Consider the following 14274-nt stretch of genomic DNA (forward strand, 5'->3'; position numbering starts at 1 on the left):
GTCACTGTGGGAGCGACATCCGCATGGAAAGCACGGCCCGCGCCGCCTCCGTCCCCGGCCGGGCACCCGGTCGCGAAGAAGCGCACCGGTCGCACACCGACGGGACCGGGGCGCCGCAGGCAACGCGCCGGCATGCTCATGGTGGCGCCCGCGCTGCTGCACGCCTCGCTCTGGATCGGCCTGCCGGTCGTCGCGTCGGTGGTTCTGGCCTTCACCAAGTACGACGTGCTGACGGCGCCGCAGTTCGTGGGCCTGGACAACTTCCGGGAGATGATGGGCGACGCGGTCTTCCGCAAGTCCGTCGTCAACACCGTCGTCTACACCTTCTTCACCGTCCCGTTCGGCATGATGCTGGGGCTGCTCGTGGCCCTGGCGTTGCACACGGGTCTCAAGGCGCGGGGCATCTTCCGTACCGCGGTCTTCCTGCCGCAGGTCACGGCGACCGTCGCGATCGCACTGGTCTGGCTGTGGATCTACAACCCGGGCAACGGGCTGCTGAACACACTCCTGTCGTTCCTCGGGATCGACGGTCCGGCCTGGCTCGCCTCGACCTCGTGGGCGATGCCGTCAGTGATCCTGGTCGGCATCTGGCAGGGCATTGGCATGAAGATGCTCATCTATCTGGCCGCGCTGCAGTCCCTGCCGAAAGAGCTGTACGAAGCCGCTTCGGTGGACGGCGCGTCCAAGGTGCGGCAGTTCTTCTCGATCACCCTGCCGCTGCTGAAGCCCGCGACGTTCTTCGTGCTCATCACGTCGATGATCAGCGCGTTCCAGGCGTTCGACCAGATCTACATCCTGACCGACGGCGGCCCGGCCAACAGCACCACGATGATGACGTTCGAGATCTACAAATCCGCCTTCCGGGAGTTCCGTGTCGGCTACGCCTGCGCGCAGTCACTGGTGCTGTTCGTGCTGCTGATGGGTTTCACCCTGGTCAACCGGCGGATCATGGGAGGCACCCGTGGCCACAACTGAGCTGCAGAGGCCGGGAATTGCGAAGAGGGCCCGGCGCCGGGCCGACGCCAGACCGCTGTCCGCCGGCCGGATCGCGCTCCATCTGACACTCGCCGTCGTCTCGCTGCTGATGGTGGCGCCGTTCGTCTGGATGGTGCTCACCTCGCTCAAGACTCCGGTCGAGATCGCCTCGCAGGATGCCGGAATCCTCCCGCAACACTGGGAGTTCGGGAACTACCTCGACGCGCTGAAGGCTGCACCGTTCGCGACATACGCGCGCAACAGCTTCATCATCGCGTTCAGTCACACCGCGATCAACGTGGTGGTGGCGTCGATGGCCGGGTACGCGCTGGCACGGATCAGGTTCCGCGGCAGCGAGGCCATCTTCTACCTCTTCATCGCCGCGTTGATGATCCCGACGTACACCAAGGTGCTGCCCGAGTTCCTGATCGTCCGCTTCATGCCGCTGGCCGGCGGGAACGACATCTTCGGCCAGGGCGGCAGCGGCTGGCTCGACTCCTGGTGGGCGCTCATCGTTCCCGGTGCCGTCACCCCGTTCGCCGTCTTCCTCTTCCGCCAGTTCTATCTCGATCTCCCGGTGGAGCTGGAGGAGGCGGCCAGGCTCGACGGTCTGGGCGAGTTCAGGATCTACGCCCGGATCATGACGCCGCAGGTCAAGCCCGCGCTCACCACGGTGGCGCTGCTGACCTTCGAGGCGTCGTGGAACAACTTCCTCTGGCCGCTGCTGGTGACCCGTACGGACAGCCTGCGGGTGATCCAGGTCGGACTCTCCGTCTTCAAGACGGAGAACGGCCCCCAGTGGCACTTCCTGATGGCCGGCACCACCCTGGCCACCCTTCCCATGGTCGTCCTCTTCCTCATCGGCCAGCGCTATTTCGTGCAGGGCTTCGCAACCGCCGGTCTCAAGTGACCGGTTCCGGTCCGAGCGGCCGGCTATCGAAAGGTTTCCACTCCATGTCTGCTGATCTCAATGGCTCTCGCGCGCTGGTGACAGGGGCGGGCCACGGAATCGGCCGCGCCATCGCCGTCGCTCTTGCCGAGGCCGGCGCCGATGTCGCCGTCCACTACCACTCCTCCGCCGACGAGGCCGCGAAGACGGTCTCCGCCATCGAGGCACTCGGCCGCAGGGCGAAGGCGTTCAAGGCGGACGCCACCGTGACCGCCGAGGTGGACCGGCTCGTCGAGGAGGCGACCGGCTTCCTCGGTGGTCTGGACGTCCTGGTCTGCAACGCGGGCCATCTGATCGGCCGGGCCACGATCGCCGAGATGTCCGACGACCACTTCGAGCAGGTGCTCTCCACCAATCTGACGTCGACGTTCCGCACCGTGCGGGCCGCGCTGCCGCACCTGACGAACTCGGCGGCCGGACGCATCATCACCATGTCCTCGCTGGCCGCGCACAACGGCGGGGGCCCCGGTTCGGTCGCCTACGCGGCGGCCAAGGCCGGGATCCGCGGCTTCACCAAGGGCCTGGCCAAGGAGCTCGGCGGCACCGGCATCACGGTCAACTCCGTCGCACCCGGCTTCATCAAGGGCACCGCCTTCCACGACACGTTCACGGCGCCCGAGGCACAACAGGCGATGGAGGCGGGCATCCCGGTCGGCCGGGCCGGCACCCCGCAGGACGTCGCCGCCGCGGTCGTCCATCTGGCGTCGCCGTCGTCCGGGTTCCTCACCGCCACCACGGTGGACATCGACGGTGGAGTGTGGCCGCGTTGAGGAGGATCGCCCGGGAGCGCGGCGGCTGGTGGCACGCGTACGTCTGCCCGGCGCACGGCGTGGAGCTCGACCACGGTGATCTGCTTGCCGGGGTCTTCCCGGCGGGCGGTGCGCGCTGCGCGTACGGCTGCCGGGTGGACGACGAGGCGGTGCGCGGTGCCTGGCTGGTGCTGTCGCACCAGGCGTGGGCGCGGCACCTGCGGGTGCTCGCCCACCGGGGCGAGCGCGCGGAGGCCGTGGCCCGGCTCGTCGAGTACGCCGGTCTGTACGCGGAGCTCGCCACCGAGCGGCACGGCGAGGCGCAGACCTGGATGCTCCGCGGCCGCCTCTTCCACCAGGCGCTGACCGACGCCATCTGGGCGGTCACCATCGGGCACACCGTGATCACGCTCGCCGAGGACTCCACGGAACACCTGGCGGCGGTGCTGCCGCTCCTCGACGACCTGGAGCAGGCGGCGCTCGACGCCCGGGACGTGCTCACCGGTCAGGGCCGTCTCGCCTCCAACTACACCGCGTGGCTCAACGCCGCCGGCGTGGCGACGAGCCGGGCCGCCGCCGCGGCGCGTGGCCGGGAGTGGGACGGTGGAAAGCGGTGGCTGGAGGGCGACCACGGGCTGTACGCCCATCTGCGGGTCGCGGTCGCCGACGACGGCTGGGAGTGGGAAGGCAGCACCTACTACCACGGGTTCGTGCTGCGGGCCGCGCTGCTCGCGCTGCGGGGCAGCGACCCCGCGGCCGTTCCGTCCGATGTGATGGACGTGCTGGCCGGCATGACGGATGTCCTGGCGGCGATCGCCACGCCGGGCGGCATCCTGCCCGCGCTGCACGACGGCCCGTATCTGCGCGGTCCGCTCGCCCTGGAGTGGCTCGAACTGGTCGCCCTCGTCCAACAGTTGGTCCCCTCCCCCGCCCTCGAAGCGGTGGCCGGCCGGGCCCGCGAGGAGCTCGGCGCGCACGACGACGGGCTCGACCGCGAGCTGGGGGGCTGGTTCGCGGGGCCCGCGTTGCCGGAGCGGCCGGCGCCGGGCCCGGTGACCGTGTTCCCGACAGCCGGATACGCGGTGCTCCACCACGCGGGCGTCCACGCACTGCTGGACTTCGGCCCGCACGGCGGCTCGCACGGACACCGCGACAAGCTGTCCCTCTACCTGTACGGGGACACCACCCCGTGGCAGCCCGATCCCGGTCAAGTGCCCTACGCACACGCCGAGTTCCGTGATCTGTACGCGTCGGCGGAGGCGCACCCCGCGTTCCGGGCAGACGGCGTGGAACAGGCCGAGTGCGCCGGGCAGCTGCTGGACTCGGACGGTTCGTCCGTCACCGCCGGGGTGACCACCGCGTACGAGGGTGTGCGTGCGGTGCGCCGGCTCGTGCTCGGCGACAGCTTCCTGGTCGATCTGCTGACCGTGAGCGCCGAGGACACACGGCGGTTCTCCGCACAGCTGCGCCCCGGCGTCGCGCTGGACATCCAGCTGCAGGCGGCGGGTCCGGTGCGCACCACCTGGTACGGCGACGAGACCCTGCACGGCTGGCACACCCACACCCCGGGGCGGCCGGTGCGTCCGGTCACCCGGCCCGGTCCCGGTCCGGCCGACGATCCGCAGCGCGTGCGTACCCGGGTCGACTTCACCGCGGAGGCCGACCGGATCACCTTCGCCTCGGTGTATCAGGCGGCTTCGGCGGGCCCCGCGGTGACCGGCGTACAGCTGGACGGTGACGGGGTGCTGACGGTCGCACTGACCGACGGCAGCACCGCGCGCTTCCGGACGGGGGGCTGACCCTTGCTGCTCTCGGCGACCCCACCGCCCGGCCCGCGCCCCGCGCAGGAGGTGCGGCTGTACGAGGAGGCCGCCCGCCACCGCGGGCTGACCCCGCCCCGTACGCACCCCCTGGCCAGCATCACCTGGCTGGGCCCGGCCGCCTCCAACCCGGCACTGGCCCACCGGGTCGGCGGCGACCCCGCCCATCTGGCGGAGAGCCGGCGCTGGATCGAGGCCGCGGTGCGGCTGCCGCACTGGGGCAGGGCCCATATGCCGGACCGCGATCTGGACGCCGGCTGGCTGCTGCACCATCTGTCACTCGCGTACCGGTGGATCGGTGACGAACTACCGGACGGTGTGCGGGCGCTGCTGCGGTACAAGCTGCTCCTCCAGGGGCGGCGGATGTACGAGTACGCCGTGGCGAGCGAGGGCGGCTGGTGGTCGTCGTCGTACTGGCAGAACCACAACTGGATCTGCTACGCCGGTCTGGCGACGGCCGGTTACGTGCTGGGCAAGGAGGAGTGGACCGAGCGTGCCAAGGAGAACCTCGGCACGGTGCTCGACCTGATGCCCGAGGACGGTTCGCACGCCGAGGGCGTCGTCTACTGGCGCTACGGCGTGCCCTTCCTCGCCATCCATCTGGATCTCCTCCAGGAGGCAGAGGGCATCGACTGGTGGGGGCGGGGCGGATTCCTCTCCCGCACCTTCGACTACCGGCTGCACCAGATGGCCCCCGGCTTCGCGTTCAACATCGACCACGGCGACTGCCACGACCGGCGCAGTGGGCACAGCGCCGGCCTGTACTACCGCCTCGCGGCCCAGTACGGCATCCCGGAGGCGCAGTGGATGGGCGACCTCGCCTCGGGCGAACTGCTGTGGCGGGAGGCCGCGGAGAGCGGGGTGCGGCCGGGGATCCTGCCGGAGGCCTACCTCGAATACCTCTGGTACGACCCGTCCGTGGCCGGTGCCCGCCCCACCCGGACGAGGGCATTCTTTCCGGACCTGGGTCTGCTCGCGGCCCGTACCGGATGGGACGACGACGCCACGCTCGTCTCGTTCAAGGCGAGCCCCGGCGGTGGCCACAAGGCATGGGAGACGTCGGCGGAGCACCGGGCCGAGCGGGGCTGGGACACCCTCGACCAGGGGCACCACCACCCCGATTCGGGCTCGTTCGTACTGGTCTCCCAGGGGGAGTTCCTCGCGGTCGACGAGGGCTACAGCAACCGCAAGCGGGCCGCGCACCACAACCTGCTGCTGGTGGACGGGCAGGGGTACGCGGACGAGGGCCGGTTCCACGTCTACAGGGACCTCCCGTACGAGCGGCAGGCCCGGCAGCGTGACGTACTGGTCACGCCCGACTGCGGCTGGGCGCACGCCACGGCGGAGATCGCCGCGATGTACGACCCCGGACTGGGGGTGCGGCGGCTGGACCGGACGCTGGTGTTCACCCCGTCGGGGCGGCTCGTCCTGCTGGATCTCGCCGAGGCGGACACCGGGCGGGAGTGGACGTTCCTGCTCCAGACCGACCGGCCGACCGAGCCGCAGCCGGACGGCGGCCGGCTGATCCGGTCCGGGACGGCTTCGGCGCTGGTGCGGCAGTTCGCGCCGCACCACGCCTCGGTCGTCTCCGAGGTCACCGAGGTCGAGGCCAATCCGACGTCCAGCACGCCGGAGCTGCGCCTCACCCGCACGCTGCACACGCTCCGTGCGACAACCGCGCGCTCGTCGCACGGTCTCTTCCTCACCGCGATCACCCCGGGCGCCGAACCGGTCGCCGCGGAGCGGGTCGTGTGTGCGGAGGGTGAGGGCGTGGCCTTCGGCGGGGAGACCGTGCTCCTCTCCCCCGCCGCCCGTCGCATCCGTACCGCGGGCGTCGCGGCAGACGCGGCGGCGGTGCTTCTCGGCGGCGACGGCTGCGCCCTGTACGTGGTGGCGGCCACCCGGCTGGAGCTGGACGGCCGCCTGCTGCTCGATGTCCCGGAGCCGTACACAGGAAAGGTCGGCTGATCATGCAGGCAACCCTCTCGTCCGGCTGGCCGACGCTGCTGCGGCGGCTGGAGTTCGTGGCCTACCCGGCCGCCGCCGGAGCCGCGTTCACCGTGCTGTCGCTCAGTGTCGTGACCTGGCTGCCGGCGCTCGCCGCGATGGGGTACGCCCTTCAGCGGTGGCGGGTGGAGGGTGACAGCCGCTGCTTCACCCATGCGTTCACCGCGTTTCCGCGGTACTGGCGGGCCCTGTGGCGGCACTCCCTGGCGTCCACCGCGGCGGGGCTCGTCCTGACCGCCGACATCGTCCATCTGCTGGGCCGTCCGGAGCCGTGGACGTTCGTGCTGCTCGCCGCGCAGGTGGGCATCGCGGCCGCGCTGGTCATCCATCATGTGGCGCTCGCGGCCGAGGCCGGCCGGTCGCCGCACGGCACGGTCCGCGTCTGGTCGCGCGGTGCGCTGGTCCTCGGCTTCGGGTCGGCGGCCCGCGGCACCGCACTGCTCGGCGCGGTGATCTCCGCCGCGCTGCTCTCCCTCGTCGTACCGCTGGGCCCCCTGCTCCTCGGCCCCAGCATTCCCGTACTGCTCGCTCTGTCCTTCGCAGACCCCAGGAGGCACACCTCATGAGCCGTGTACTGCGCACCACTCTCGTCGCCGCACTCGCCGTCGGCGCCCCGCTCGCCTTCCCCCCGGCGTCCGGGGCCGCCGAAACCGCCACCGCGTACTACGTGTCACCGTCCGGCAGCGACTCCAACGCCGGTACGTCGGCGGGCGCCCCGCTCGCCACGATCCAGCAGGCGGTCGATCTGGCGCCGACGGGCGCGGTGGTGAACCTCGCCGCCGGTACGTACAAGCAGGACGTCGTGACCAAGCGCGCCGGTGTCACCATCACCGGCCCGTCGAACGCCGTGGTGAAGGGGGCGGGCGACGCCCGGATCATCCAGGTGCGGCACGACTCGACGACGCTCAGCGGTTTCACCGTGGACGGGCTGCACGGATCGTCCACCGATGTGTCGGGGTACCGCCTCAAACTCATCTATGTCATGAGCACGACTCCCGGTAACGGTGTGGGCGGTCTGCGTATCACCGGGATGACGCTGAAGAACGCCGCCGACGAGTGTCTGCGGGTGCGCTATCTGGTGACCGGCGCCGACATCTCCGGCAACACGATCACCAACTGCGGTGTCAACGACTTCAAGTTCGGCGGCGGCGGCAAGAACGGCGAGGGCATCTACCTCGGCACGGCCCCCGAGCAGCAGGGGGCGAACGGCGCCCTGGACGCGGCCCCCGACATCAGCAGGAACAACCGCATCCACCACAACACCATCGCCACCCAGGGCAACGAGTGCGTCGATGTGAAGGAGAACTCGACGAACAATTACGTCGAGTACAACGACTGCAGCGGCCAGAAGGACTCCGGCTCCGGCGGGCTCGACGCCCGCGGCAACGGCAACATCTTCCGCTACAACACCATTCACGACAACGTCGGCGCGGGCATCCGGCTCGGCGGCGACACCGCGACCGACGGCATCGGTACCGGCGTCTACGGCAACACGATCACCGGCAACGCGGGCGGCGGCATCAAGTTCATGCGCACCCCGCAGGGTCCGGTGTGCACCAACACGATGAGCGGCAACACCGGCGGCGACGCGGTCGGCACCTACGGCAGCGAGTACGACCCGACCGGTGCGTGCCCCCAGTGAGCCGGCGCGGACCCGCGAGACGCGGGGTGCTGACGGCGGCGGCCGGTCTCGCGGCCGTCGCCGCGACGGCACCGGGGGCCCAGGCCGCCGGGGCGCACAGCGGCAACCGCTCGCGCTGGGCGACTTCCTGGGCGACCGCGCAGACCGCGCCGACCGCCGCCGACGCGGTGGCGAGCGCCGGACTCACCGACGGCACGTTCACCGCCGGCGTACGGCTGTCGGCGGGCGGAGCGGTCCGGCTGCGGTACGGGCACGCCTTCGGCACGGTCCCGGTCCTGATCGGCCCGGTGACGGCAGGCGGGCGGCCGGTGACGTTCGGCGGACGGCGGACGGCGTGGCTCGCCGCGGGCGCCTCGCTGACCAGTGACCCGGTCGCCGGTCTGCGTACCACCGAGGCGGCGGCTCTCACGGTGGAGACCCGGCTCCCCGGCCCCACCGGGCCGCTGTCCTTCCACCGCAACACCCATGCCTCGCACTCCGTCGACGGCGTGCGCACCACATCGGTGTTCCTGCTGACGGGCGTCGAGGTGACGGGCGCCCACGGGCCGGTGGTCGCGGTGCTCGGCGACTCGATGGCGGAGGGCGTCGGCACACCGGACGACGCCGATCTCCGCTGGCCCGACCAACTGGCCCGGCGGCTGCCCGGTTCGGCCGTCGCCAATCTCGGCATCAGCGGCAACCGGGTGCTGCTGGACGACGCCCGGTTCGGGCCGAGCGGACAGGCGCGCTTCGACCGCGATGTACTGGCGCTCCCGGGGCTGCGGACCGTACTCGTCCATCTCGGTGTCAACGACCTCCAGCAGCCGCCGAGCCAGACGGATCCGGCGCGCGTCCTGGCCGGCTACCGGCAACTGGTGCTGCGCTCCCGGAACGCCGGACTGCGGGTGGTCGGCGCGACCGTCACCCCGTTCGAGGGCTGGACCCGCTGGACACCGGAGCTGGAAACGGTACGGCAGCGGATCAACGCCGCCATACGGACGGGCCGGGTCTTCGACGCCGTCGCCGACTTCGACGCGGCCCTGCGCGACCCGGAACACCCGTCGCGGATGCTGCCCGCGTACGACAGCGGCGACGGACTGCACCCCAACCCCGCCGGTCACGCCGCGCTGGCCGCGGCCGTCGACCGCCGACACCTTCTGTGAGGGCCGCATCATGAACCCAGCAACCACCCCGGGCAGCACCCGGCGCACCGTTCTCGCGGGGGCGGCGGTGCTCGGCGCGGCCGCCGCCCTGCCGCTCACACTCGCCGCGGCCACCGCGCACGCGGCTGCCGCGGACACCGCCGTCGACGACGCCGCCTCCCTCCGTGCCCGATGGCACACCCTGCTCACCGGCGGTCCCGGTCTCGACCTGGCGGACCCGCAGATCGCCGCGGCCGTGGCCAGGATCGGCAAGGCGGCGACCACCTCGGTCAAGGGCCTGGACCCGACCCGTACGGACGGGCTGTTCCCCGACCTGACCAGCACCACGCTCTCCAACCACGTCACGACGTCGTTCAAACGGCTCGCCACCGTCGCGACCGCGTGGGCCGTCCCCGGCACTCCCCAGTACGCGGACACCGCCCTGCGCGACCTGCTGCTGGCCGGCCTCGACTGGATGCTGACGAACCGGTACGGCCCCGGCCACACCCGGTTCGACAACGACTGGGACTGGGAGATCGGCTCCGCGCTCGCCCTCAACGACGCGGCCGTGCTGCTCTACGACGCGCTCGGGACGGAGCGGCTGGGCCGGATCACCACGGCCGTCCGGCACTACACGCCCGACCCGAACCTCTGGCGGGCCGACCGGCAGATCGCCACCGGTGCCAACCGGGTGTGGATCTCCACTGTCGTCGCCGTCAACGCCGTGCTCACCGGCAACGGCGGTGATCTGGCCCGGGTCCGTGACGCTCTTTCGGACGTCGAGGGTTCGGGGGCCAACAGCGTCCTCGCCTTCAACGACACCAGTGCGGCGGCGGAGGGCACCGGCGAGGGCTTCTACTCCGACGGCTCGTTCCTCCAGCACTACAAGCACCCGTACAACGGCGGATACGGGAAGGAGCTGCTGAACAACCTGTCCCGGCTGCTGAACCTCCTCGCCGGTACGGCGTGGACGGTCACCGACCCCGATCTCGGCAACGTCCGCACCTGGGTCGACGACGGCTTCGACCCGCTGCTGGCCCGCGGCGACGTGATGGCGTCGGTGTGCGGGCGCGAGATCGCCCGCCCCAGCAAGCAGGGCCACGTCTCGGCGCAGACGGTCGTCGAGGCCGTGGTGCGGCTGATCCCGAGCTTCCCCGGCGAGACGGCCGACCGGTTCACCGCCCTGGTCAAGCAGTGGATCGCGGAGGACACCTACCGGGACTTCCTGGCCGTCACCGACCTCGCCTCGCTCGTCGCCGCCCGGCAGGTCATCGCCTCCCCGGTCCCCGCGCGCGGCCCGCTGGTCGCGCACAAGCAGCACCCGCGCATGGACAAGGCGGCGCATCACCGGCCGTCCTTCGCACTCGGCATCTCCGCGTACTCGTCCCGGATCTACAACTACGAGTCGATCCAGAACGAGAACCTGCACGCCTGGCACCTCTCCGACGGCATGGTCCTCCTCCACACCGACGACCTCGGGCACTACAGCGAGGACTACTGGCCGACCGTCGACCCGACCCGGCTGCCCGGCACCACCGTCATCGCCGGACGGCCCGCGGACGCGGCGGGTCAGCGCACCACCAGCACGGCCGACTGGGCGGGCGGCACGGCGCTGCCGGGAACGACGCTCGGGGCGTACGGCATGGAGCTGCGCGCATACGGAAGCTCGCTGCACGGTCTGAAGAGCTGGTTCTGCCTGGACGACGTGATCGCGTGCGTCGGTTCGGGGATCACCTCCGACGCGGGCACGGCGGAGACGGTCGTGGAGAACCGGAAGCTCCGCGACCCGCAGGCGGGCCTGCTCGTCAACGGTACGGCCGCGCCCGCCGGCACCGGCTGGTCGGCCCGGCTCGACGAGGTGCGGTGGCTGCACGTCGCCGGAACCGGTGGCTACATCTTCCCCGAGCCCGCCACGCTGCACGGTCTGCGCGAGGACCGCACCGCGACCTGGCGCGAGATCAACCTCAAGTACGGCACGGACACCCCGGTCACCCGCCCGTATCTGACGCTGTGGCAGGACCACGGCACCGCGCCGGTCGGGGCCGGCTACTTCTGGCTGCAGGCCCCGGCGGCCTCCGCCGCGCGCACGGAGCGGTGGGCGTCCGCACCCCCGGTGAAGCCGATCGCCCGCTCCACCGCGGTGCACGCGGTACGCCGGTGCGCGGACGGGCTGGTCGCGGCGAACTTCTGGACCGCCGGCACCGCCCAGGACCTGACGTCGAACGGTCCCGCCTCGGTGCTCGTACGACCGGACGGCAAGACGGTGAAGGTGTCGCTGTCCGACCCGACGCAGCTGCGGTCCTCCGTCGTGCTGGACCTGGCCCAGCGCGGCCTGACCGTCGTCTCCGCCGACCCCGGCGTGAGCGCCGCCCCCACCGGCGACGGCATCCGGATCACCGCCGACACCACCGGCCGCCACGGGGCGACCCTCAACCTCACCCTGAAGAGGAGCTAGACCCTTGCTGTTCGACATGGATCTGGACCGGCTGCGCGACTACCGGCCGGAACCGGAGGAGCCGGCCGATTTCGACGCCTTCTGGGAGAAGACACTCACGGAGACGGCCCGGCACCCGCTGGACGCCGGATTCGTCCCGTACGACGCCGGGTTCGCGACCGTCGACGTGTTCGACGTGACGTTCCGGGGCTGGGGCGGGCAGCCGGTGAAGGCGTGGCTGCTGCTGCCGAAGGCGCGCTCGGGGCCGCTGCCCGCCGTGGTGCAGTACATCGGCTACAACGGCGGCCGGGGCATTCCGTACTCCTGGCTCACCTGGAGCGCACTGGGGTACGCGCATCTGGTGATGGACAACCGGGGTCAGGGCGGCGGCGGCAAGAACACCGCGGACACCCCTGACATCGGCCCGGACGGCCACGGCTCCTCCTCCCCCGGCTTCCTGACCCGGGGCATCGAGGACCCGCAGCGCCACTACTACCGGCGGCTGATCACGGACGCGGTGCGGGCGGTGGACGCCGCGAAGGCGCATGCGGCGGTGGACGCCTCACGGGTGGCGGTGCTCGGGGGCAGCCAGGGCGGCGGGCTGGCACTCGCCGTGGCCGGGCTGCGGGACGACGTCGTGGCGGCCGTCGCCGATGTGCCGTTCCTCTGCCACTACCGGCGTGCCTCGCAGATCACGGACTCCGGACCGTACGCGGAGATCGCCCGCTGGCTGTCCGGCCACCGCTTCCGGATCGACGAGGCGATGGAGACGCTGTCCTACTTCGACGGGGTCAACTTCGCGGCGCGGGCGACCGCCCCGGCGTGGTTCTCGGTCGGTCTGATGGACCGGATCTGCCCGTCGTCCACGGTGTTCGCCGCCTATCACCGCTACGCGGGTCCGGCCGAGATCGAGGTGTTCACGTACAACGGGCACGAGGGCGGCGCGGAGTACGACCTGCCGCGCAAGCTCGACGCGCTCCGGGGCGTGTTCGGCCGGTAGCGGTGACGGTCACCGGCCCAGCGCCGCCATCGCGGCGTTGTGGCCGGGGACTCCGCTGACCCCGCCGCCGCGGACGGCGCCCGCCCCGCACAGCAGGACGTTGGCGTGCGCCGTCTCCACCCCCCACCGCCCGGTGGAATCGGTGGCGTACGGGAACGCGAGGTCCCGGTGGAAGATGTGGCCGCCGGGCAGCCGAAGGTCCTGTTCGAGGTCGAGCGGGGTCTTCGCCTCGATGCACGGTTCGCCGTTCTCGTCGCGTGCCAGGCAGTCGGCGACCGGCTCGTCCAGGTGCGCGTCGAGTTCGGCGAGCGTGGCCCTGAGCAGCTCGGCGCGGGCCGCCGCGTTGTCTGCGGCGAAGAGCCGGGCGGGGGTGTGGAGGCCGAAGAGGGTGAGGGTCTGGTAGCCGCGGGCGGCGAGGCCGGGTCCGAGGATCGACGGGTCGGTCAGTGAGTGGCAGTAGATCTCGGACGGCGGGGCGGCGGGCAGCCGGCCCGCCGCCGCGTCCCGGTAGGCGTCGGCGAGCTGTCCGTACCCCTCGGCGATGTGGAAGGTTCCCGAGAAGGCGGCGCGCGGGTCGACGGTGCGGTCACGCAGCCGGGGCAGCCGGGTGAGCAGCATGTTCACCTTCAGCTGGGCGCCCTCGGCCGGGACGGGCGGTGCTTCCCCGAGGAGGGCGGCGAGCGCCTGCGGCGAGGCGTTGACGAGGACCCGGTGGGCCGCGACGACATGTTCCGCCCCGGGTGAGCGGACGGTGATCTCGGCCCGGGTTCCGTCGGTCTCGATCCGGGTCGCCTCGTGCCGCACCCGGATCTCCGCCCCGGCCGCGCGGGCGGCCCCGGCGAGGGCGTCGGTGAGGGCGCCCATGCCACCGACCGGCACGTCCCAGTCACCGGTGCCGCCGCCGACGACGTGGTAGAGGAAGCAGCGGTTCTGGAGCAGCGACGGATCGTGCGCGTCGGCGAAGGTGCCGATCAGGGCGTCGGTGAGAACGACTCCGCGTACGAGGTCGTCGTGGAAGTTCTCCTCTACGGCGACGCCGATGGGCTCCTCGAAGAGCGCCCGCCAGGCCTCCCGGTCACCGATCCGTTCGCGCAGCGCGTCCCGGGCGGGCAGGGGTTCGGTGAGCGTCGGGAAGACCCGCTCGGCGACGCGCCGCGTCATGCCGTAGAAGCGCTGCCACGCCTCGTACTCCCGGTCCGACCCGGTGAGCGCGGCGAAGGAGTCCCGGGTGCGGTCCCCGCCGACGAGCAGCCCGGTGGCGCGGCCGCCGCGCACGGTCGGGGTGTACGAGGAGACGGTCCGCTTGCGTACGGCGAAGTCCAGGCCGAGATCACGGACGATCTTCCGCGGCAGCAGGGACACCAGGTACGAGTAGCGCGACAGCCGGGCGTCGACCCCGGCGAAGGGACGGGTGGAGACGGCCGCGCCGCCGGTGGTCGCCAGGCGTTCCAGGACCAGGACGGACTGTCCGGCGCGGGCGAGGTAGGCGGCGGCGACCAGACCGTTGTGGCCGCCGCCCACGATCACTGCGTCATAGCTGTCGGGTGCGCGCATGGCCCTTCGTAGCACGGGACGTT

General features: G+C 71.8%; 11 protein-coding genes. 10 read left to right on the plus strand and 1 reads right to left on the minus strand.

What is annotated here, in order from left to right:
* Positions 1–6 precede the first annotated feature (6 nt).
* Genes ACFVT1_RS14055 through ACFVT1_RS14100 form a run of 10 tightly spaced genes read left to right on the plus strand, consistent with a single transcriptional unit; the run spans position 7 to position 12697 of the window.
* The gene (locus ACFVT1_RS14055) at positions 7–975 is read left to right on the plus strand and encodes a carbohydrate ABC transporter permease (RefSeq protein ID WP_389794935.1); all 969 of its coding nucleotides are present in this window, start codon (positions 7–9) and stop codon (positions 973–975) included.
* The gene (locus ACFVT1_RS14060; RefSeq protein WP_389794937.1) at positions 962–1885 is read left to right on the plus strand and encodes a carbohydrate ABC transporter permease; all 924 of its coding nucleotides are present in this window, start codon (positions 962–964) and stop codon (positions 1883–1885) included. Before ACFVT1_RS14055 ends, ACFVT1_RS14060 begins: the two co-directional genes overlap by 14 nt.
* Before the next feature lie 44 nt (positions 1886–1929).
* Positions 1930–2694 (plus strand): SDR family NAD(P)-dependent oxidoreductase, encoded by a 765-nt coding sequence (locus ACFVT1_RS14065; protein WP_389794939.1) that lies wholly within the window; start codon positions 1930–1932, stop codon positions 2692–2694.
* On the plus strand, positions 2682–4472 hold the full coding sequence (locus ACFVT1_RS14070) for a heparinase II/III family protein (RefSeq protein ID WP_389794941.1): 1791 nt from the start codon (positions 2682–2684) through the stop codon (positions 4470–4472). The genes ACFVT1_RS14065 and ACFVT1_RS14070 overlap by 13 nt, the downstream gene beginning before the upstream one ends.
* A gap of 3 nt (positions 4473–4475) precedes the next feature.
* Entirely contained in the window at positions 4476–6461 is a 1986-nt protein-coding gene (locus ACFVT1_RS14075) for a hypothetical protein (protein WP_389794943.1), read from the plus strand.
* 2 nt (positions 6462–6463) lie between these two features.
* Positions 6464–7066 (plus strand): DUF624 domain-containing protein, encoded by a 603-nt coding sequence (locus ACFVT1_RS14080; RefSeq protein ID WP_389794945.1) that lies wholly within the window; start codon positions 6464–6466, stop codon positions 7064–7066.
* Positions 7063–8142 carry a DUF1565 domain-containing protein gene (locus tag ACFVT1_RS14085; protein ID WP_389794947.1) on the plus strand — a complete coding sequence of 360 codons (1080 nt, stop codon included), beginning with the start codon at positions 7063–7065 and terminating at the stop codon, positions 8140–8142. Before ACFVT1_RS14080 ends, ACFVT1_RS14085 begins: the two co-directional genes overlap by 4 nt.
* Complete coding sequence (locus ACFVT1_RS14090) at positions 8139–9284, plus strand: SGNH/GDSL hydrolase family protein (protein WP_389794949.1); 1146 nt, start codon at positions 8139–8141, stop codon at positions 9282–9284. Before ACFVT1_RS14085 ends, ACFVT1_RS14090 begins: the two co-directional genes overlap by 4 nt.
* 10 nt (positions 9285–9294) lie before the next feature.
* Positions 9295–11718 carry a polysaccharide lyase 8 family protein gene (locus ACFVT1_RS14095; protein ID WP_389794951.1) on the plus strand — a complete coding sequence of 808 codons (2424 nt, stop codon included), beginning with the start codon at positions 9295–9297 and terminating at the stop codon, positions 11716–11718.
* Between the two features lie 4 nt (positions 11719–11722).
* Positions 11723–12697: an acetylxylan esterase gene (locus tag ACFVT1_RS14100; RefSeq protein ID WP_389794952.1), complete on the plus strand. Its 975-nt coding sequence runs from the start codon at positions 11723–11725 to the stop codon at positions 12695–12697.
* A 9-nt stretch (positions 12698–12706) separates the two neighbouring features.
* Here ACFVT1_RS14100 and ACFVT1_RS14105 read toward each other — a convergent pair whose 3' ends face one another.
* Positions 12707–14251 (minus strand): phytoene desaturase family protein, encoded by a 1545-nt coding sequence (locus tag ACFVT1_RS14105; protein WP_389794954.1) that lies wholly within the window; start codon positions 14249–14251, stop codon positions 12707–12709.
* Between the last annotated feature and the right edge of the window lie 23 nt (positions 14252–14274).

This window comes from Streptomyces sp. NPDC057963 (genome assembly GCF_042887155.1).
Lineage (GTDB): Bacteria > Actinomycetota > Actinomycetes > Streptomycetales > Streptomycetaceae > Streptomyces.